This window comes from Bacteroidia bacterium, assembly GCA_016218155.1.
Lineage (GTDB): Bacteria > Bacteroidota > Bacteroidia > Bacteroidales > GWA2-32-17 > GWA2-32-17.
The window spans coordinates 38,444-61,797 of record JACREQ010000085.1 but is presented as its reverse complement, the minus strand read 5'-3'; the positions used below and the strand labels follow the sequence as shown (position 1 = coordinate 61,797).

At 32.7% G+C, this 23,354-nt stretch carries 15 protein-coding genes; 8 read left to right on the top strand and 7 right to left on the bottom strand.

What is annotated here, in order from left to right:
- Positions 1-616 precede the first annotated feature (616 nt).
- Entirely contained in the window at positions 617-1,621 is a 1,005-nt protein-coding gene (locus HY951_15010; GenBank protein MBI5541373.1) for a hypothetical protein, read from the bottom strand.
- 117 nt (positions 1,622-1,738) lie between these two features.
- Here HY951_15010 and HY951_15005 point away from each other — a divergent pair, with 117 nt between their 5' ends.
- The 6 genes from HY951_15005 to HY951_14980 all read left to right on the top strand — a co-directional run bounded on the left by HY951_15005 (position 1,739) and on the right by HY951_14980 (position 9,411).
- A complete protein-coding gene (locus tag HY951_15005) occupies positions 1,739-2,341 on the top strand; it encodes a hypothetical protein (protein ID MBI5541372.1) in 603 nt (200 codons plus the stop codon).
- Between the two features lie 105 nt (positions 2,342-2,446).
- On the top strand, positions 2,447-4,777 hold the full coding sequence (locus HY951_15000) for a DNA topoisomerase 3 (protein MBI5541371.1): 2,331 nt from the start codon (positions 2,447-2,449) through the stop codon (positions 4,775-4,777).
- Positions 4,778-4,781: 4 nt separating this feature from the next.
- Positions 4,782-5,471 carry a class I SAM-dependent methyltransferase gene (locus tag HY951_14995; protein MBI5541370.1) on the top strand — a complete coding sequence of 230 codons (690 nt, stop codon included), beginning with the start codon at positions 4,782-4,784 and terminating at the stop codon, positions 5,469-5,471.
- 249 nt (positions 5,472-5,720) lie between these two features.
- Positions 5,721-8,603, top strand: a complete 2,883-nt coding sequence (locus tag HY951_14990; GenBank protein MBI5541369.1) for a PKD domain-containing protein — start codon at positions 5,721-5,723, stop codon at positions 8,601-8,603.
- A 25-nt stretch (positions 8,604-8,628) separates the two neighbouring features.
- Entirely contained in the window at positions 8,629-8,829 is a 201-nt protein-coding gene (locus HY951_14985; protein ID MBI5541368.1) for a hypothetical protein, read from the top strand.
- Between the two features lie 69 nt (positions 8,830-8,898).
- Positions 8,899-9,411, top strand: coding sequence for a hemerythrin domain-containing protein (locus HY951_14980; protein MBI5541367.1), 513 nt, complete (start codon positions 8,899-8,901; stop codon positions 9,409-9,411).
- Positions 9,412-9,475: 64 nt separating this feature from the next.
- Here the strand turns inward: HY951_14980 and HY951_14975 are convergent, their stop codons facing one another.
- On the bottom strand, positions 9,476-9,937 hold the full coding sequence (locus HY951_14975) for a DUF1456 family protein (GenBank protein MBI5541366.1): 462 nt from the start codon (positions 9,935-9,937) through the stop codon (positions 9,476-9,478).
- A 19-nt stretch (positions 9,938-9,956) separates the two neighbouring features.
- Positions 9,957-10,430, bottom strand: coding sequence for a hypothetical protein (locus HY951_14970; GenBank protein ID MBI5541365.1), 474 nt, complete (start codon positions 10,428-10,430; stop codon positions 9,957-9,959).
- 112 nt (positions 10,431-10,542) lie between these two features.
- Here HY951_14970 and HY951_14965 point away from each other — a divergent pair, with 112 nt between their 5' ends.
- Positions 10,543-11,559 (top strand): aminotransferase class I/II-fold pyridoxal phosphate-dependent enzyme, encoded by a 1,017-nt coding sequence (locus HY951_14965; GenBank protein MBI5541364.1) that lies wholly within the window; start codon positions 10,543-10,545, stop codon positions 11,557-11,559.
- 87 nt (positions 11,560-11,646) lie between these two features.
- Here HY951_14965 and HY951_14960 read toward each other — a convergent pair whose 3' ends face one another.
- From HY951_14960 to HY951_14945, 4 genes are all read right to left on the bottom strand, one after another.
- Entirely contained in the window at positions 11,647-12,570 is a 924-nt protein-coding gene (locus HY951_14960; protein MBI5541363.1) for an RluA family pseudouridine synthase, read from the bottom strand.
- A gap of 120 nt (positions 12,571-12,690) precedes the next feature.
- Positions 12,691-14,481, bottom strand: coding sequence for a DEAD/DEAH box helicase (locus HY951_14955; GenBank protein MBI5541362.1), 1,791 nt, complete (start codon positions 14,479-14,481; stop codon positions 12,691-12,693).
- Between the two features lie 345 nt (positions 14,482-14,826).
- Positions 14,827-16,839 carry a T9SS type A sorting domain-containing protein gene (locus tag HY951_14950; GenBank protein ID MBI5541361.1) on the bottom strand — a complete coding sequence of 671 codons (2,013 nt, stop codon included), beginning with the start codon at positions 16,837-16,839 and terminating at the stop codon, positions 14,827-14,829.
- Between the two features lie 103 nt (positions 16,840-16,942).
- Positions 16,943-20,110, bottom strand: a complete 3,168-nt coding sequence (locus HY951_14945; GenBank protein MBI5541360.1) for a T9SS type A sorting domain-containing protein — start codon at positions 20,108-20,110, stop codon at positions 16,943-16,945.
- Positions 20,111-20,274: 164 nt separating this feature from the next.
- Here HY951_14945 and HY951_14940 point away from each other — a divergent pair, with 164 nt between their 5' ends.
- Entirely contained in the window at positions 20,275-23,310 is a 3,036-nt protein-coding gene (locus tag HY951_14940) for a histidine kinase (GenBank protein ID MBI5541359.1), read from the top strand.
- Positions 23,311-23,354 lie beyond the last annotated feature (44 nt).

Here is a 23,354-nt window from a genome sequence, read left to right as displayed (position 1 = left end):
TACACATGGTATTAGCTTCTTCTACAAGACCTCTGAGAGTTTCAGGGTTTGCGAATCTTGAGTTAGTTGGGTTGAATTTTCCTTTTATAATCTCCTCGTACAGCTTAATATGTATTCTTTCAAATAACTTATCAGGCATATAAATTCTTTTTTCATAGTTTTATTAATCTTTGGTTTTTAATGTAGTATAAACTGATATTTGATTCTAATTATTGCTTACAAATCGCCTGAAAGGCAAATCATAAGAGTTACCCCATAGTTCAACTTGAGATTAATTATTGATATTCAATTTAATAAATTCAATATTATAAATATGTTAAAAATTTGATCTGTAGATTGTACTTTAATTCCACCGATTAAAACATCTTTCGCAATTCAAAAATTTCATTTTGAATTTATGTGTTTGTTCATTATCTTTGTTCTAATAAATAAAGAACGTTCTTTTTGAGTATGAAAATGTGTCATGAAAATCAGCTGGTTTAAGGGCTGGTTAAGGTTTATTCAAATTATATAACAAATTTATAAATAAGCACTTATAAATGTAACAAAAGTCCCTGCGGGACAACAGAAAGAAAACATTAATCCCTGTATATTAAAAACATACAGGGATTTTTTCTTACTCCATATCTCTCCTGTATTTTAACTGGTTGGCGTAATCTCTGCCAATTTTATTGCCATAATCTTCGTAAGCTTTTTTTGCCCACATTAACGCAAGATCAGTTTTGCCAAGCACTTCGCATGAAACTGCCATATTTACGCAAGCTCTGCCTGCGTTTTTTCTTTTTGTAGTTTTTGTTAATTCTGTCCAAATTTCGGCAGCACCACTCCAGTTAGCAACTTCCGATTTTCTGAAAGCAGCCAGAAATTGTTGTTTTGCCGAACCTTTTCCGCGTTTATACATATCTCTTCTAACAAAATAATATCCGGGTAAAAAACGCTGAATATATTCTTCACCGGCAGCATAGGCAGATTTAGGCAAAGCATCCATTGGAGGCAAATTAAAAGAAGGACCGGTAGCATCAAGAACAAGGTTAGCAATTGTCTGATATTGGTCAACAACTGTTTTGCTGGATGGATCATACATTCTCCAGTTACTGATAATGTTCATTTTTATCTGTTTTGTAGGAGTAGGAACATTGGTTGCCGCAGAAATTACTGCGTTTACCGAGTTTGTTACAGTTGTTAAAACTATATCCGAGTTTGAATCAAAATTTTCTAGCACCAGTAAAGCATCAGTTTTAGTAGAATCACAAATATGCTTAACCATATTCCAATCCATTAATGGAGGTAAATCGCGGGTTCCATTTCCATAAAATTTTCGGGTGACAGGAACTACACTTATATTTCTCCAGCCATTTAGCCTTTCAACCACACCTTTTAAACATTCTTCGGAAGCTAATTTATCGGGACCGGCAATTTCTCCGGTTACTATAGATTCAACAACCTGATTATTTCTATCGCCTTTTTTAATTAATGATCTGTTAACTATTGCAATGTTTTTTATGTTTTCGGGTAAATAAACTGCAGGAGGTGTAGGATATTTTAAACTAACATAACCCCATTTATTACAACCTGACAGCAAAATTATTGCAGCTAATAAAACAAGTAATTCTTTTTTCATTTTAATCTTTTCGGTTAAACAAATTTAGTAATTCTTATATTTTTTTCTTACAAAAATTTTACCGTTTAAATTCTTATTAAAAAATTGCGTTATTTTGAATGAAAATTTTAAGAAGAAATGAGTGCCCTGTTTAAAAAATATAATTTTGTTTTTATTCTGACAATTACTGTTTTCTGTTTTCTTTTAACAAGTTGCAAGAAACAGATACCCGATATCCCCGAAAATGTTTTATGTAATGGAAACGGCCAAACCAATTACTTTCCTTTGGCAATAGGTAATAAATGGAGTTATATAGAAAACGGAAGTGCCGAGTCATTCGAAGAAATAATTGGTACATCAACATATAACAATAAAAATTATTTTAATTTAAAGTTTACACAACAATCTACAATACACCATCTCTTTTTAAGAATGGCACCTAACGGAGATATTTATTCCTATTATTCCGATTCGTTAGAATTTTTGTTTATTCCTGCCAACCCTGCTATCGGTCAGGTAATTTGCACCTATCCTATTGATACTAATATTTCATCTAGAGTTGTAATGGCAATAAACGAAAAATGTGAAATAGGTGGTTGCATATATTTTGGGGTTTTAAAAATTCAGGATTATAATCAAGGCGGAACAGCCTACACTACATATTATTATAAAAAAGGACTTGGACTTGTTCAGGCAGTTAACTGGGGATCGCGACAACTTGATGATGTTGTCTTAAATTAATTTCTTTTATACATTTTCTTTTTGCAAGAATAAAACTTCATTTGCATTTTACGAGTTCAGGCAATTGCCTTTGCAGGGCAAAACAAGAATAGTTATATTTGCTTCATGAAACTCTGTATAGCCGAAAAGCCAAGTGTTGCAAAAGAAATTGCCCGTATTTTAGGAGCAAATAGCAGAAAAGACGGTTATTTTGAAGGTAACGGGTATCAGGTTAGCTGGACTTTTGGTCACCTTTGTACTTTAAAAAATCCTGATGACTATGCCGACCAGTGGAAAGCATGGAGAATGGAATATTTGCCAATGATCCCTCCACGATTTGGCATAAAATTAATTGATAATCAGGGAGTAGAAAAACAATTTAACACAATACAAAAATTAGTAGAAAGCTGTGAAGAAGTAATAAATTGTGGTGATGCCGGCATTGAGGGTGAGCTAATTCAACGCTGGGTTTTATCAAAAGCAAATTGCACAAAACCACTAAAACGTCTTTGGATTTCGTCGCTTACCGACGAAGCAATTAAAGAAGGATTTGAAAAACTTAAGCCCGGAGAAGATTTCGATTTATTATATGCTGCAGGAAATGCACGAGCAATTGGAGACTGGCTTTTGGGCATGAATGCCAGCAGGTTATACACTTTAAAATTTGCAAATGGTAAGGGTGTTTTGTCTATAGGAAGAGTTCAAACCCCAACACTGGCTTTGATTGTAAACAGATATAACGAGATTCAGAATTTTAAATCTGAAACTTTCTGGGAGTTAAAAACAACTTATAGAAATGTTTTATTTAATTCAACCAAAGGACGTTTCGACTCAAAAGAAGATGTTTCGAAAATTATTGAAGAAATAAAAATCAAAGATTTTGAGATTACTTCGTTTACAAAGAAAAAAGGCGAAGAGCATCCTCCAAAACTTTTTGATTTAACTTCGCTTCAGGTTGAATGCAATAAAAAATTCAGCTTCACTGCCGACGATACATTAAAGCATATTCAAAAACTTTACGAACGAAAATTAGTAACCTATCCAAGAGTAGACACAAGTTATTTGCCTAATGATGTTTATCCAAAGATTAAGGATATTCTGAAAAAAATGAAGCCTTATGCAAATTTCACAGAACCATTATTAGACAAGCCCATACGCAAAAGCAAAAAAGTTTTCGACGATAAAAAAATTACAGATCACCACGCAATAATTCCAACCGGGGAAAATCCTGCAGGGCTAATTCACGAAGAAAAACAAGTTTATGATACTATTGCAAGGCGTTTTATCGCAGCATTTTATCCGGATTGTATTGTCTCTAACACAACCGTTTTAGGTCAAGTTGAAGACTTCGAATTTAAAGCAACCGGCAAAATAATTATGGAAGATGGCTGGCGTGTTTTATATCCCAAGAAAGAAAAAGACGAAGATGCTACAGAAGATGATGGTCAGATAATGCCAACTTTTGAGAAAGGTGAAAAAGGTCCGCACGAACCAGATATACTTGAAAAGCAAACCCAACCACCAAAATTATTTACCGAAGCAACTTTGTTAAGAGCTATGGAAACAGCAGGCAAACAAGTTGATGATGAAGAACTTCGCGACCTGATGAAAGAAAATGGTATCGGTCGCCCTTCTACACGAGCCAATATTATCGAAACTCTTTTCAAGCGCAAATATGTTAGCCGTCAGAATAAAAATTTATTGCCTAGTATCACCGGCATTCAACTAATACAATCTATTCAGAATGAGCTATTAAAATCGGTTGAACTTACAGGAATCTGGGAGAAAAAACTTCGTCAGATTGAACGAGGAGAATACGAAGTAAAAGTCTTTCTTGACGAAATGAAGAAAATGGTAACCGATTTAGTAATTGAAGTAAAAAGAGAAAGTCGTAAAACTATTGTCATTGAAGAAGAAAAAGTAGAAGTAAAACCAGACAAAGAAAATAAGTCGAAAACAAAAAATGAAGAAAACTCCGACCAAAATGTTATTTGTCCAAAATGTAAAAAAGGTCAGATAATAAAAGGTAATACTGCTTATGGTTGTGCAGAATACAAATCGGGTTGCGATTTTAAAATTGAATTTACAATATTTGAAAAAAAGTTAAACGAAAAACAAATTTTTACTCTTATTGGCAAAGGTAAATCACCAAGCATTAAAGGCTTTACGGTTAATGATAAAAAAGCTGATGGCTACCTGGAATTTGATGAGAGTTTTAAACCCAGATTTGTTGCTGATAAGGGAGAGAAAAAAGAAAAAAAGGTAAAAGAGAAAAAGCCATTTATCTGTCCCAAATGCGGTAAGGGACAAATGCTTAAAGGAAACTCTGCGTTTGGCTGCAGCCGTTTTCGTGAAGACTGTAAATTTGTAGTAACATTCGAAACGCTTCAGAAAGAGCATAATGCAAGTGAACTTACTACCAAAATTCTAAAAGTAATTGCATCACAGCAAAATTAAAATTATGGAGAACATAAATTCAGAAAACGTTTTAAGCTTTTATAATTCAATAAGTAAACAGTATTCTGAATCGGTAAAACGATGTGTACCATTTTATGAAGAAATGCTAGAATCAGTTTTAATGTTTTTACCAGAAAACATTAAACCAAAAAACATTTTAGAATTAGGAAGCGGAACCGGTAATCTTACAAAATTAATTATCGAAAAATTCCCTTCTTCAAATATTACAGCTGTTGATATTTCACAAGAATGCATTGAGGAATGTAAATCGCTGATAAATTTTCCGGTTAACTATGTAAAAGCAGATTTCAAGGAAATTAATTTTGCCGACAACAGTTTTGATTTAGTTGTTTCAAGCATTTCTATACATCATATTAATGATATTGAAAAACAAAAATTATTCAGCAAATTATTTAAATATCAGGCAACTGGCGGAATAATTACATTTTGTGATCAATTTAGTGCCGAAACAAAAGAGATTTATTTGAAATATATTTCCGAATGGAAAAAATATGCATTCAACCAGGGTTCCAATGACGATGAATGGAATATGTGGATGCAACATCAAACAGATCATGATTATCATTCTACATTAGAAAACCACACCAATTGGCTAAAACAAGCCGGCTACAAAAATGTTGACTGCACAAAACGGCATTTATTGTGGACCACAGTTTTTGCAATGAAATTATAAGAATTACTAAAGTTCAATAAAAATTTGTCATTCTGAACATAGTGAAGAACTTTCTCACCGAAGGTAATCTATATTAAAAAAAGACACTTCGACTACGCTCAGTGTGACATTGGGGTTATAAGTAAAAGGCAATATAATAAGCCTGTTTAGCGGAGATCGAACTCATGGTTTATTATTCTCCCTTAATTTTTAAGACACTAAACATTTAGTCTCAGTTTTTCCGTAAATTTGTATTAAATCAATTCGTCTATGAAACAAATTATATTTTTATTGTGTATCGCAACTTTAAGCATTACACAAACATTTTCGCAAAGTCGCCCACACGATGCTTATTATAATGAAGAACAAACATATTTTATTAATCTACTGCCTTCACCTTATGGCTTAGTAATGACAAATAATTACGCATCTGCAATTTATCTTTTGAAAGATGGAAAATTAAATGCCCTAGTAACAGCGCCAGGCTGTGGTCGTTTTATAAAGTTAACACCCGACAAACAAAATATACTTTTCAAATTTATCGGAGAAGATGGCAAACAAACTCCCTCAGTTCTTAATTTATCAAGTGGCAATGTTACACCACTATGCAAACCACAACAATTCTGCTCTCAGCCAGTTATCTCAAAAAATGGAATGACAGGTTACAGTACTCCAGAAGCGTTTTATTTACAATCTGCTAACGAAACAAAAACAATAGATTTAACAAATTATACAAATTATTTAGCACTCTCTAGCGATGGTAATTTTCTTGTTACAAATGACAATAACGACCAATTATTCTTAACAGATTTAGCAACTTCCAAATCTCAACAAATTACAGATAATAATAGCGGTTATGTATACCCATCTTTCTCACCCGATGATAAACTTATAGTATTTTCGAGTCTTTCCGGAGATTTATTTATTCAGAATATTTCTGACAAAAAAACAATATTAGTAGGCAGAGGAGGATATTTACAGTGGATAAACAAAAATGAATTTTTCTATACCTCTTATAATGAACTCGGAAACTCATACATTAACTATGCAAAAATTTCTGCAAATTTTAACATCGTTCAATATAAGTTAAACACGTTGCCAGGAGCTATGTTTGCTTCCGTCTTAGGAAACGATGTTTATTACACAACTCAGGGAACGAGAAATATTTACCATTCTACACTTGCTAAAGCTATTAGCAATCATATAGCTCCAGATCTGATTTATTCTAAAGAATCACCATTAGATTTAACATTTTACACAAATAATTATTCTGCAAAGGCAGTTGTAAAAGTTCCTGGAACAGTGCCTTATGTTAATCAGGTTTACGATACTCCAACCTGGCACGAAGGCTGGGGATCATGCGCTCCCACAACATCTGCAATGGCATTTGCTTATTATAATAGGCTTCCTCCCTGGCCTGTAATGGTTGATCACGGACAAAGCTGGGATCCACATATTAACAATTACGGTTCTTATGTTGCCGATCGATACAGGTTTAACGAAATTTATTATCAGGAAACTGCCGATGCCTACGGAACAACCGCTTATGGTGGTTACGGTTATATGTGGACAAGCCCTTATAGTCCAAACGCAAGAATGAAAGCATATATTGAAAATCATTATATGACTTCAAATCAACTTTGGACAACATCGTGTACATATGCTAATAGCATTACAGAAATTGATGCAGGTTTTGTTCATCCAATATGCAATTACCTAACAACATCAGGGCATTTGATTTTAACTACCGGCTATTTATCTACACAACACACATTAATCTTTAATGACCCATACGGAAATAAAAATTTACCTGGTTATCCAAATAACAACGGGTACGATTCTTATTATGATTGGCCCGGATATAGTAACGGCTATCAAAACCTTGATGCTTCGGGAACACATGGTGGAGTTGCCTGGACCGTTAAAGCAAGAACAACAGAGCCTGTTTATAACGACACAATAATTGATAATGTAGATTATAATCATGGATTTTACATGAACAATTCGTTAAACGGATCTATTCAACGATATTACAGAGATTATAATGTTGGCTATAACGGTCATATGTGGTGGACAGGCTCAATGGCAACATCTCCTGACATTTGTTATGTAACATGGGGACCAAATTTACCACAGGCAGGAAAATATAAAGTAGAGGTTTTTATTCCCTCAAATGGTGCAACGGCAGTTGGTGCACGTTATCATATTCATTCAGAAACCGGTGATTCTGTTGTTGTTGTTAACCAATCTTTATATTCAGATCAGTGGGTTGAATTGGGAATTTTTCCTTTTCATGCGGGACAGGGAAACTATGTTTATCTGGGCGACTCAACCGGAGTTGATGGCGAAATGGTTGCATTTGATGCAATGCGATGGTCCTATTATCCAGAGGCTGTTGCAAATTTCACTTCATCAAATCACCAGATTTGCACTGGTGAAAACATTGATTTTACTAATAACAGTGTTCATGCAGGAACTTATAGCTGGTTACTGCCAGGCAGTGATTTAAATTCTTCAGCATTAACAAACCCTACAGCAGTTTATAACACTCCAGGAACATATGACGTTACATTAATTGCATATGGTATAAATGGAAATGATACGGTTTTTATGCCAGATTATGTTGTTGTAAATACTCGTCCCGATGCACAATTTTCATCGCTAACTACAACAATTCAACTTCCAACTGCTTTTGCACTATTTACTAACAATTCGCAAAATGCAACGAATTACTTGTGGAGTTTTGGTGATGGCGGAAATTCTACCGACCAAAATCCGTATCATGTGTATACTGCAAGTGGCAATTACTCCGTTACATTAGTTGCATCAAATGGGCTTTGTCCAAATGACACATTGACTTTAAATAATTACATAACAGTATTAAATGCATCAGGGATTAATGCCATAACAAATTCCCCTATATATTTAACACAACACGAGAATGTATTAACTATTCATTCCGGAAATAGAATTTATGAAAATACTTTAGTGCAAATAGCAGATGAATCAGGTCGTATATTATGGTCGCAGAATATTGACAAGCTATATGAAAACAAAAACATTACCCTTCCTGATTTGTCTGGAATAAATATCGTTAGCTTATTTTCGGGAAAAGAACTAGTTTGCAAATTAAAATGGGTGTCAAAAAATTAATATCTTAACATTTTACAAAATTAACATGGAGGCAAAGATTGAAAAATATTTAAATTCAAATATTAAAGATTTAATTAACGAATTTGATGGTATTCAGCAGGCATTAGATAAATTTGAAATAGGCTGTGCTCCCTGTAGTTTAGGCACATGTAAACTAAAAGATGTTGTTGGAATTCATAATTTAAATGCCGAAAATGAAAAAAAATTGATAACACAAATTTTTTAAATAATTTATCCCGGCGAAACCTTTGAAATTCCGAGAATTGCACAAGAGAAAAAAAGCACAGGTAATACAATGTCGCCACCATTAAGAATGTTGGTAAATGAACATATTCTTATTAAGAGAGTACTTGCAATAGCACCAAGAGTTGCAGAAGTATTAGATTTATCAATAGCCGAACACAAGCAACTAATAAAAGACATTGCAGATTTTATTCGCATTTATGCCGATAAATATCACCATTCAAAAGAGGAAGATATATTATTTCAATATTTTGATTCTTCTTTGGATATAATTAAAGTTATGATTAGTGACCATGTTCAATCAAGAACTTATGTTGCCGAAATGCTTAATGCAGTTGAAACCGGAAACACTTTAATTGCAAAAAATAATTTAATGAATTATTGCAATTTGTTAACTGAGCATATTCAAAAGGAAGATACTATACTTTACCCTTGGATGGATAATAACCTTGACACAAAACAGGTAGGTAAAATGTATTCCGAGTTTTTAAATATAAACAACTCTAAACCTGAGGTTCAAGGAAAATACGAACTGCTTGTGAATAGCCTGGAATCCGTTTTTTAAATTTGGTAACCTCTTACTTGCCGGAAGCGAACGAATGCCAGAATGCCTAATTCTCAAAACACTTTTAAGATTTAAAATACTTTTTCTGCATTCCATATAAAAAATTACGCAAAACCTGATCTTTGCAAAGTCTGTATTGTTCCTGATTTGGATTGCGGAAAAAAGCACTTAATTCGTGTTTGCTTATTCGTAAATCTGCTAGTTTAAGGATTTCTAAAATATCTTCGTCTTTTAAATTTAATGCAATTTTTAATTTTCTAAGTATAATGTTATTATTCAATCTTTTTTCCGGTTCGGGCTGTGGACCTTCTTTTTTTCCGCGTTTCTCATTTATAAATCCATTTAAAAAAATCGCCATATCGATATCTATAAGCTCCTTATAAGCAGGATCATCCTCCTTTTTTAACCAATCACTAATTTGTGCTCGTGTAACCTGCTGGTCAGCTAAAGCAAAAATTTCAATCATCTTAGTATCGTTAAAATTGAATGTATAACGAATACGTCGCATTATGTCATTATTATTCATGTTTCTTTTCTATAACAATTTATCCTATTAACCTCATATCGTTTTCATAGTCGTGCTGTAAATCTTCGTGAAGAACAGATAATGCTTTTCTTATTTTTTGAACCTGACGTATATAAATATTTGCAAGTGCAGTGCTTTTATTTATATCAATTCCTGATTTTTTTAATTTCTTACAGAAGTGAATAAGCAGCTCAACCTCTGTTTGTTTTAGTCCCGAATATTTAATTTGTTTATTGGTAAATCTTAAAATTTTTCGAAGGCTTTTTTTTGCAAAATATATATTGCTTTTATTTATTTCTGTATATTGTTTATCAATTTCTTCTTTAACAGCATTTATATAACTTTCTTCGTCGCTTGCTTCAAATAGCAGATAATTTAACAACTCCTTGTTCTCCTTTTTATACTTTGCTACACGTAAACAAATCTTCAGCACTTCCTTTTCGTCAAGTGAATATAATTCCTTTTTTATTTCGCTTATAGAAGCTGTTTTCATTTGTTTACAAAGTTTTGCAAGATAAAGATACGAAAAATCAAAATAAGAAATAAAGATAAACTTGCACTTAAAATACTAAATGCTTAAAATTGTGAAAGAAAAAAATAAAATTATGATTATAGATTTCCGTTCAGATACATTTACCAAACCCACTGCAGCAATGCTAAATGCAATGTTTAACGCAGAAGTGGGTGATGATGTTTTTTGTGAAGATCCAACAGTAAACAGACTTGAAGAATTAGCTGCTGTAAAATTTGGAATGGAAGCAGCATTATATTGTCCTAGTGGAACAATGAGTAACCAAATTGGTATTAAATGCCATACACAGCCAGGCAACGAAGTTATTTGCGAAAAATTAAGCCATGTTTATATTTACGAAGGTGGCGGAATAGCATTTAACTCTGGATGTCAGGTTCATGCAATTGATGGAATAAGAGGACAGATTACTGCAGAACAAATTAAAGCAGCTATTAATCCTGACGATGTTCATAAGCCAAAAACAAGTCTGGTGAGCCTTGAAAATACCGGAAATCGTGGTGGTGGAAGTTGTTATGAAATGTCCGAGATTCTTAAAATAAGAGCTTTATGCAACGAGAATGACATTAAACTGCATCTGGATGGGGCAAGGCTTTGGAATGCTTTGGTAGCAAAAGGTGAATCGCCTTTACAATACGGAAAAATATTCGACAGTATTTCGGTTTGCTTAAGCAAAGGACTTGGTGCACCAATTGGCAGCATATTGTTAGGAAAAAAAGAGTTTATAAAACAGGCACGACGAATTCGTAAAGTTTTTGGTGGAGGAATGCGACAAGCTGGCTATATTGCAGCTGCAGGAATTTTTGCACTTGAAAATAATATTGAAAGATTGGCAGAAGATCATAAACACGCTAAACTTTTAGCAGAAGAGTTTTATAAAAAAGATTTCATTGGTAACATTATGCCAGTAGAAACAAATATTATAATTCTTGAAGTAAAAGAGAAATATAATGCTGCCTCACTTCAAGCAAAATTAAAGGAAAACAATATACTTTGTTTGCCAATTTCTGAAACTAAAATAAGATTAATTACACATTTGGATATAAGCCCTGAAATGATTGACAAGACAATTGAGGTAATTAGGAAACTTTAACTCCTAGCTGTCATTCAGAATGACAAAGAGTATTCTAAAAAACCCTTCGACAAGATCAGGGCAATAGTTCAGAATGACGTTAAATTGTTAACCCCTCCCCTCGACCAATCTTAAAAATTCTTTTGGAACGGGTGATTCAAAGCGCATAATGTTATTTGTTACAGGATGCAAAAACTCAATAACCTTTGCGTGCAAACCTAAGCGACCAAGAGGATTTCGCAACGCTCCATATTTTCTATCGCCAACAACAGGAAACCCTAAATCGTTAAAATGTACGCGAATCTGGTTTTTTCTTCCTGTTTCAAGTTGCACATTTAAAAGCGAATATCGTTGATTTTTTATTATTAGTTTATAATGAGTTATTGCTTCTTGTGCATCTTCCGAAGGAGCATCTTGCGAATACATTTGAAACGCTTTGTTTTCTTTTAACCATGAAGTCATCGTGCCTTCATTATCTTCAACTTCACCTTCTACAACAACAGCATATGTTCGCTCTTTGACCATTTCCTGCCAGTTTTCCTGTAAAGTAAGTTTAACTTCTTCGCTTTTGGCAAATATCATAACACCTGACGTTTCTCTGTCCAAACGATGTACAACAAATATTCTTGCTCTTGGATTTGTTCTTTTAACAAATTCTGAAAGAAAACCATAAGCTGTTCGTTCTTTCTCTCTGTCTGTTGCAATAGAGAGCAAACCAGCTTCTTTGTCGATTACAATAATTGCATTGTCTTCATATAAAATTTTAAGTCCCGGAAGTTGTGTGTTATTTTGTGCGGTTATCCACGTTACCGTAACAACGTTCCCAACTTCAAGAGGAAAATTAAAATAAGTAACCGTTTTATTATTAACTGCTACTTTTTTATGTTCTAGCCACGATTTAACTTTATTACTTCCCTTTCCAGGAAATTGTTTTCGCAAAAACTTAATCAACAAATCGGGTTCTTTTATTTCAAACCGCGATTGTTTTGGTTTTAATGAAAGTGAGTTGCTATCGTTTTCTTGTGGTTTCAATTTTTGAAACTGTTTTTTCTTGTCATTCAGAGCGCAGCGAAGAACTTTCTCACCGAAGGTAATCTGGTTATTGATGCTTCACTCCGCTGTAGCGGAGTTCTGCATGACAAAATGATTTGTTTATGAACGTCTATTTCCTCTGAACGGTCTGTCGTTTCTTGGTTTTCTTGGTCCTTCGCTTCTTCTTTCACCTCTGTTACCACCACCACCAATATGCTGATCAGACTCACGGGCAACTTCAATAATTAATTCACGATTATTAATGCGTTGTCCTTCAAAAGATTTTAAAACCTGATTAACAGAAGTTGAATCAACACCAAATAATGTAAAATATGGTCTTATTTCAGCTCTACCAATCGCAATACTTCTGTCTTGTGTAAAATTATTTACCATTCCGATAAGTTCTCTGACTTCTAATCCATCAGCCGAACCCATATTTACGCGTAAAACAGTAAAAGCAGCAGCTTCACGAATTTGTGCTTTATCTCTTCTGTCACCTCTTTCGCTTCTTTCTCTTCTCTCGTTGCGATCACCTCTTTCGTTTCTATCAGGTCTTTCTCTTCTTTCGTCGTGACTTCTTCTTGCTTCAAGATTTAAATCCGGTGCTTTTTTATAGTATTCTAAAAAGCGATTAAACTCTAAAGAAACAAAACGTTTGATAATTTCCTCTTTTTCTAAATGCGCTAATTTTTCATACAACGCAGGTAAGAATATTGAGATTTCATCCTCGTTTACATCAACATTTTCCATTTTGTCAATCATGTTGAATAATTGCTTCTTGCAAATATCCTTTCCTCCTGGAATTTGTTTTGTTTCAAATTTGCGGTTAATCATTTTCTCGATATGTTGCAATCTGAACTTCTCTTTAACGTGAGTTAAAGAAATTGAAATTCCTGTTTTACCAGCTCTTCCAGTTCTTCCACTTCTGTGTGTGTATATCTCGTTATCGTCAGGAAGATTATAATTAATTACGTGAGTAATGTTGTCAACATCAAGTCCACGGGCAGCAACATCAGTAGCAACAAGTATCTGTAAATTTTTTGATCTGAAACGTTGCATTGCATAATCGCGCTGTGTTTGCGAAAGATCACCATGTAACGCATCTGCATTATAACCGTCTTTCATAAGTTTTTCTGCAATTTCCGCAGTTTCTAAACGTGTTCTGCAAAAAATAATTCCATAAATCTCAGGATAATAATCTACTATCCTTTTTAACACTAAATATCTGTCTTTTGCATTAATTACATATGCATGGTGACTCACATTTTCTGATCCCGAATTCTTTTTTCCTATTGTAATATTTACAGGAGTCTTCATGTAATTTTTTGCAATAGCAGCTACTTCATTCGACATTGTTGCAGAAAAAAGTAATGTTCTGCGTTCTGCAGGAACTTTTTCCAAAATCAAATTAAGGTCTTCGGTAAAACCCATATTTAGCATTTCATCAGCTTCATCTAAAACAACAGTCTGAACGTTAGAAAGAAAAACTCTTTTTCTTCTGATTAAATCGTTCATTCTTCCTGGTGTTGCAACAATTACATGTGCTCCGGTCTTTAACTGCGAAATCTGATTTTCTATACTTGCTCCGCCATAAACCGCGGTAACTCTTAAGCCTGTTAAATACTTTCCATAAGACATTAAATCTTTGGTAATTTGTATACAAAGCTCACGTGTTGGACTTAAAATTAAAGCCTGTGTTTCACGTGAATCTAAATCTAATAAACTTAGAATTGGCAGACCAAATGCTGCGGTTTTACCTGTACCGGTTTGTGCAAGAGCGATTATATCGTCCTTTGATTCAAGTACAACTGGAATTACTTGTTCCTGTACTGGCATAATGGTTTCAAAACCAAGCTCCAATACAGCTTTTTTTAGCTCAGGGCGAATGCCTGATTCTTCAAATGTATTCATGTTATTTCTTTTTGGCGCGTATTCCTAATCCTAAATTGTAATCCTCTGCCGCCGCCAGTCTGTCTTAATATGCAGACTATGTACTAATTCCTGAAAAAACTTCCTGAAAAATGGCACCTTACCAAAAAGAATCAAAAAAACCGCTCGGTTAATTAATTGAGCGGCAAAGGTAAGACTTTTTTTGCGATAAGTTATAAATGAAAAGCATTTTAAAAGTTTTTCTCAACCCACCTCCAAATAATTGTCTAAATAACAATACTTTCATCGCTATTGATCAAATTTTTGAAAACAAAAGAGGCTGTCTCTATGCAAGACAGCCTCATTTACTAAATTACACTATCAAAATTATTGTTTGATAATCTTTTTCGAAATCATATTTCTTTCAGATGTTAATCTCAAAAAATAGATCCCCTTTTTTAAACTTGTTAAATCTATTGTATTAGGTAATTCACTGCCATTTTCAGCTATCCATTCATTAATAACATTTCCTAACACATCTGCAAGTTGAATAACTCTTCTTTGATCTTTATCAACAGAAACGATCAAATTAACCATTCCCTCGGCAGGATTTGGATATACCGAAAGCATTTCAGTATTTTCCTTAACAATTTCAGGCTTATTTAACATCTCTTTTGTATCTGCAGTCTTTGAAATAGTTTCAACATATTGTCCGTTTTTTTGTAATGTCTTAGTAAAGGTATATGAAATATCAGACCAGGGATTACAACTAGACCATGTTCCGCGTGTAATGCGATATGTATGGTTAGGATAGAATTTACCATTAGGAGTATTGTTCACATCATTACAACAATATTGTGGAAATGTACAAACTAATGGATTTGCCCACCAAATGGAAGGATTCTCCATAACCGTATTTGGAATGGTATTTCCATTTGCATCAAGTTCTTCTACTTTCCAATAGTATAATGCTCCTGCGGGAAGTGCCGCCATAGTTGCAGTTACTGAATAAAAACCATTTTGAACAAGAGAAAGGGTTGGAACAAAATCAGAATTAAGAGTTGGCATATCGATAAAGATTGTCTGGTAAATTGTAGAAAAATTACCGCAAAATCCATAAATAATATGTTTAATTGAATAATATTGATCTGGAAGAAGGCCAGAATTAAAAGTGAAACTAGCTCCACTTCCCGTTTGAATACTATTACCTAAAATAGTTCCTTGGGCATCTGAAGGAAAAATATCCCAATTATGTAAAGATCCATTTCCTAAAGCAGTAACTTGAATTTGAATTGTATTATTAACACAGGAATATGATTGTGTAAATGCAGTTAATAGTTTACCTGGGTAATAAGTTAAAACGATGCAATCTGTAGCAGAACATCCATTTGTATTTGTTACAGTCACACAATAATTTCCTTCTAGATTTGTAGTAATTGTTTGAGTGTGTTGTGATAATGGTACGCCATCTCTAGTCCAATTGTAGGTGGCTCCAGGATTACCAGCATTTAATGTATACATAAAATTAGCACAGATATTCATATCGGTTCCAAGATTAACTGTTGGCGAGGGGATTGTGTTCACAACAACTTGGTCAACGCTACTACATCCAGCGGCAACAGAAACAGTTACAGTATATGTTGTTGTGGATATCGGCGCAACCACAATAGAAGCTGTTGTTTCTCCTGTACTCCACAAATAATTTGTACCACCACTGGCATTTAGTGTAGTTGAAGATTTACTGCAAATTGTTTGATCAGGTCCGGCATTTGCAGCAACATATACAACTTCAAGTTTATTAATGCTATTTGATTCTGCAAAGAAAATACCCGTTGTATAGTATCCGTTAGTCTGAACATTAAGATAATCGTGTCCATATTCTCTGACACAAATCTTTGTTAAACCAGTTTTGTTGATATCGCTAATCCCATTAGCGTTAAAATTTATATCTTTTGTAGTTGCATTTCCTAATACATGTCCATATTCCAATCCTGAAAAAGCATCGAAGTCCTGAATGGACAATGGCTGCAACTGTGTTCCTTTCATTGCACATAGAGAACCAATATAATCAGGAGGAGTTATTATTGCAGCAAATTTCAATTTTGCTGAACAAATTGTTGCATTATCTGGAATGTTCGAAGTATTGAAATCCATGAAAGCTCGTGCTATAGTTAATGTAGGACATCCTGAAGTCATATAAGCTCCAACGTCATTTGTAACCCAATCAATTGTGGAATTAACATAACTCCCTTGTGTTGCATTTCTTAGCGTGCTCCAACTTTGGCCAGACAAATCAACATAGCCATCATTGCTGGAGCTATTAAAAATAACTGTCTGTTGAGCTTTTGCAAGGATCAGAATTACCAAACTAAAACACACCATTAAAAAAATTTTTTTCATAATACTATATTTAAATTAACTTACCTACTCTTATTAAGTTTTTCGGTTTCCACTTTTTATTTACTATCCTACTTATTATAAAGAATAAATTTTCAAAAGTCTTTTAATGAGTTACAATAATTTTGAATGTATCAAATCCTCCTTCAATTTTTGCAATACGAATAAAGTAAATTCCATTTTTAAATTCTGAAACATCTACTTGATGAATATTATCATTAGGATTCAATGAAGCTGACAAAACAAGATTACCGAAAATACTAAAAATTTGCACTTCAGAATAAAACTCTTTAATACACTCAATGGTAAAAACATTATTAGCTGGATTTGGAAAAATTTTTGTTTCCATTTTGTCCATATCTAAGCTGTTTTCTAACTCTATACCTTCTGAAGCTTCACTATTCACTTCGTTATACTTTGCGTTATTACCTGATGAACCATATACGTCGCAATTGCATGTAAGACAATTTTGATATATTGGATTATAACCAGATGTTGGTATTATTCCATTTGAAGTACCTGTTCCAACGGTATAAGCGCACAACCCAAGTGGTCCAACACCTATAGTAGTTGGAACGTAAACATAACCACTCGGAGGAGTTAAATTAGAAACATACAATTTTGATGTAATGTTTAAATTTGTTCCGCTATTGCAATATACTTGGCATGTTGTTATACCTGTTCCAAATAAATTACCTATTGGTAATCCATTTGATCCTTGTGTTCCTATATTTGCCTCCTGATACATATATAATCCATATTTTGCCTTTTTAATTGTGTTTGATCTGAATAAGGCAGGAAGTACTGCGCTTGTGCAATCGCCATGGTATAAAACGCCTGTGCCAACATTAGTAATGTTGTTATTTGTTACGGCAATACCTTTAGAATATTTGAGATATATTCCTACAATATTTTCATTTGTGACATTTATATTATTTAAGGATGTTTTTACATACATGTTTTCAAGAATTCTACCATTGGCACAATAATACAAAGCAATAGCACTGCTTAACAAGCCGCTTCCTATCGTCTGTGTACCTGCCACATACTTAACAGATAATTCATTGTTTTTATAGATATTCAACCCTTTTAGAATGGAGGTAGCGCAAATAGCATTACTTTTCATTTGTGAAATAGTATTATACCTTACAGTATATGCATAATCTGCTATGTATGGATAATTAGTACTTTGATCAACCAAATTTATTCCAGTAATTGCCTGGGGTTGATTTGCATAAATAGTATTGCAGTCAACATTAATTCCTATTGCTTTCGGATACATCGAAGACCTATTAATATGAACTCCTACAGAACAGTTAAATATTGAGTTATGTTCGATGCGAATATTCGTATTACTGTTATCAGATGAAACATCCAGAAAATAACCATACTCTCCCCTGCTATTTGTTCCTGAACTTACAAAATCTGAACTGATCATTGAATTAGTTACCTGATTATTTATGAGGTACGTATAACATGTCCCTTTTACATATACAGCCTGTCTGCAATTCTTAAAAGTGTTAAGTTCATTTGTTAAAGAGCTAAGATTTGTAATTGAATTTCCGATAATTGTTGAAGAATTGCTTGAACCTTTTATACAAACTCCTATACCAGTATTGTCTGTAGAATTTCCTAAAATATTCTGAAATAAATTATTTTGAATCTGCGAATTTCCATCGGTCATTGATAGTCCTTTAGCAATGTTATCAAAAATATTAACGGTTGCATAAAAATCTGGGGAAGCTAATCCAACCCGATAAGGAGTTGTAATAGACGGGATTTGAATTATGTTTATTCCTTGATTTGCATTAGCAATGGCTGGATAATTTGCGTATAGTTCATTATATAAGTCACTTTTTACTTGTGCGAAATGCTCTACAGATGGCACTAAGCATGGAAGTGAACGACAAGTGAAAATACAATTGTTTATTATCTGATTGTTGGTAGGTTGAGACAAAGAATTTATCGCAAACGAAATGGCAGTCTTATTATTATTGAATATAGTTTGTGATATACTAAGATCGGCTATCTGTGTTGCAGATGAATATGCTGATATTGCCTCATATGAATTCTCTATAATTGTTCCTCCAGTCATATTTAGATGTGCACCAGCATCAACTTTGACACCTAGCCATCCAGACGCCCCACCATTAAGACTGAATAAATGACAGGAATTAAATGTTGCATTGCCTGTTGAGGCCACCTGAATTTTTGATCCAGCACCCATCCTAAAAACCACTCTTTCAAAAACTGTTGGATTATCTACAGTTAAAATTACATTTGCATTAATGTCTACAATCATTCCAGGTAAAATAACTGGACCAGATGAAGTTGTTGTATTTGAAGAGATACTCAAATTTGCTATTGGCGAGGATTGATTTAAAATAACATTAACATTTTGATATAAATGATTCCCAGCAATATCTGTCAAATCCAACTGATAAGTTGTATTATAATTTGGAGCAACAACTGGATTAATTAAGGTAGGATTTGTTAGTGCGTATGAAGGAGTCCACAAATAACTTATTACTTGGGTTGAGGCATTAAAAATTGTTCTTGCATCCAGGCACTTTGGACACAATTTTCTACTCTCACCAGGGCATAAATATACATTTTCAAATTCGAGAGGTAAAATTTGAATATTTTTAAAATATGATTTTGCACCTCCACACTGAGTCGCTCCATCATTAAAAGCTAACTGATTTTGTAAAAACAATAAATCTTTATCGCTAGTTACTTGAAATAGCTTTTCATAACTATTCCATGTGTTATTATTGGGCAGGTTAACAAAACTAACCATACTATTATTTCCTGGATTATATGTGGCTTGATCATCAACCCTAATTTTTGTTTGACAAAAACTAATATTTGATGGACCATGGAATTTTGCCTCAAACCTTATCATGTAAATTACATTTGCCTTAAGATCAACACAATTGTATGCTATTCCGTTTGACCATGGGCATGTCCCTGATTGACTTTGCATAACCATGTTTGGTGTTATTCCATTTTCCATATAGATATTTACTCCGTCATATAGATATCCACCAGCCGGAGGCCCATACCAACCTGGAACTTCATGTTGAGCAAAAGCATCCATATCCCAGCCATTGATGTCTGGAGTATAAGTACCATTGAAAACAGGGTTATTAATTTTATTACAATCTGTATAAGTTGCGTTAGAGCAATTAAGTCCAGTATATTGTGCCTGAGAATAATTAATCCCCATAAATATTAACGCAATTAATGCTCCGATTACTTTGTTTTTTTTCATAGAATATAATGTTTGTTAATAGAATTTCTCTTGTAAAAAAAGGCATTCTCAATTATTAAAAAAAACCCCATTATACCAACGGTTAATTTTTAAACATTAAAGGTTAATGTCAATTTATTATCGGGAAATATGATTTAGCGATTTTCTGTGTTTATTATATAAATTTGCCAGATATCAAGAAATTGGAAATGCACTTTATTACTACTAAAAGACTGGTAAATTATTTTATAGCAATATTCTTTATACTATTTAGCTATTGCAGCGCTAGTGCTCAATCGCCTGTTTTTTGGAATTATAATTCCGAAAAAGGTTTACCAAGTTATGAGACATATTATGTAATGCAAGACAGCAAGGGCTTTGTATGGATTGCAACCAGTAATGGAGTTTGCTATTTTGATGGCTATACATTCAAGAATTTGAACATGGACAACGGTTTGCCCGATAATACCGTATTTGATATTTATGAGGATTATAAACACAGAATATGGTTTATTTCTTTTTCGGGAAAATTATCATATTACCAAAACGATAGCATTTACGAATATGCATACAACGATAAAATGCTTGAATCGTTTGAATTGTCGCCTATATATTGCAGAAAGAGCTTTAGGGTTGATTCCTTGGATAATGTTAAAATCAATTTTTTTGATATGCTCCCGCTAACAATTTCAAAATCAGGAGAGATTATAACAAAGAATATTAAAAACAATGCAAATATTTATATTTATTCAGAAAAAGGTAAATCACTATATGCTTCACCCTATAATGCATCTTATTTAAAAGGAAATACAAAATATAACACATATAATTTAAATGGAAATCTTCTTTCTGTCGAAAATTCAAAAAAAAATATTTTTGCAAAAAAACTACTTTCTATTGCTCAAAATAAAAACGGTAATACTTGCTTTACTTATGGTAATTTATTGCTTGAATTTGAAAATAACAAATTAAAATATAGTCGTTATTTTAATAACGATATTATATACATTGACTACGATAAAAAAGGTAATTTATGGGTATGCGAAAGAGGATTTGGTGCATATTGTTTTAAAAACGGACAGTTTCAATCAGATCCAGATTTCCATTATCTTGACGGAAATTCGGTTACATGTATTTTATTTGATGATGAAAATGGTATTTGGTTTACTACCCGTGAAAATGGTGTATATTATATGCTTAATAACAACGTGAATTCATTTTCAAAAAAAGATGGATTAATAGACGAGCAAATAACTTCACTTGCATTTTCAGGTGAAACAGTTTGGATAGGAGGTAAAAAAAACAGTTATTATTCTTTGTTTAATAATAAAATAGAGGCATTTACCATAAAATCCGCTGTAGAAACAGAAATGTTAAAGATGTATTTTGACAGTATTTCAAATAATCTATATCTCTCTACTGGGTCTGGATGTTATTTTGTTCCTGTAACAAAGTTTAATTTATCAAAACAGCTTCCATTAAAAAAGGTTATAACAGATGCTATTGTAAAAGATATTATTACCGATCAAAACAAAAACTTATGGTTTGCAACCATCAGTTCCGCATTATATATAAAAAACAATAAACAAGTATATAGCTCGTTAAACAACGACAATTTTGGTCGCAGATTTAATACTTGTTGCGATGGTTTAAATGGCGAATTATGGCTGGGTGGTAATCTTGGTTTATATATTTGCAAAAAAAAACAAGGTAAAATAAATTCATATACATATAAATATCTGGGTGACTCAATTCCAATATTTGAAAATAGAATAAATTCCATTCGTAAATCAGAATTTGACAATCGTATTTGGCTTGGAACAAAGGGTAAAGGAATAATAATATGGAACAAAGGAAAAATTATTACAATAAATAAAAACAATGGTTTACTAAGTAACAATATATCATCACTTTTTATTATAAATGAATGTGTTTGGGTAGGAACCGACAAAGGTCTAAATCAAATAACATGGAAAAATTCTTATAATGATAAATTTACAATTAAGTCATATACAATTAGTGATGGATTGGCATCAAACGAAATAACTGACATTTGTTATTTAAATGAAAATGTATATTTAGCAACAAAGGGCGGACTTACTGTTTTTAACCCAAATAAACTTAACCTAAATAATGTGCCTCCTAAAATATATTTTACTGCATTTACTGTTTTAAATAAAGACACAACTGTTTTAAATGACTATATTTTACCTTATTATAAAAATCACATTACCATACATTATACTGGAATATCATTTAAAAGTCTAGGAAATTTAACTTATAAATATCGTTTTATTCAAAACGGTGATACTACTGTTAAATGGGCTGTAACAACGGACAGGCAAATCACATTTCCATATTTGCCTTCAGGTGATTATGCATTTCAAGTATATGCTTTTAATAAGGATAATGTTAGCAGCATTAAACCTGCAACCATACATTTTACAATAAAAACTCCTTTTTGGAAAACATGGTGGTTTTATAGCGTTTTCTTTATATTAATAATATCAATTATTATACTTTTCTTTTTATACAGATTGAAAAACATTAAGCATAGAAATAGTTTGTCACAAAAAGCAAATAATTACCTATTACTTGCATTAAGCCGTCAAATGAATCCGCATTTTATTTATAATTCGCTTAATTCCATTCAAAACTATATCTTAAAAAATGACAGGATAAAAGCATCTGAGTATTTATCAAAATTTGCATCCTTAATGCGCAGTATATTACATAATTCGAGTTTTAACTTTATTAAATTACAAGAAGAAATTGATGCATTAACAAAATATATGGACTTAGAATCTATTCGTTTTGCAAATAAATTTAATTACACCATAACTGTAGACCCACAGATTGATACAACAAAATGCTCAATACCACCACTTCTGTTTCAGCCATTTATCGAAAATTCTATTTTGCATGGATTACTTCCTAAAGAAGGTTGCGGAGAAATTAAAATTAACATTGAGAAAAATAACAATAGTATTTATTGCACAATTGAAGATAATGGAATCGGCAGAATAAGGTCTGCAGAACTTAACAAATCACGTTCCGGGCACAAATCTGTAGGTATACAAATTGCTCAAAACAGAATAAACCTTATTAATTCACTTCAAAACTGTACTTATAATATCGAATATATTGATCTTTATGATAAAGATACCAATGAACCAACAGGCACAAAAGTTAGAATTATTTGGATTTATGAAGAAAGATAGAATTTTATTTTTTAATTATATTTGCTCAAATACTTAAATGGATT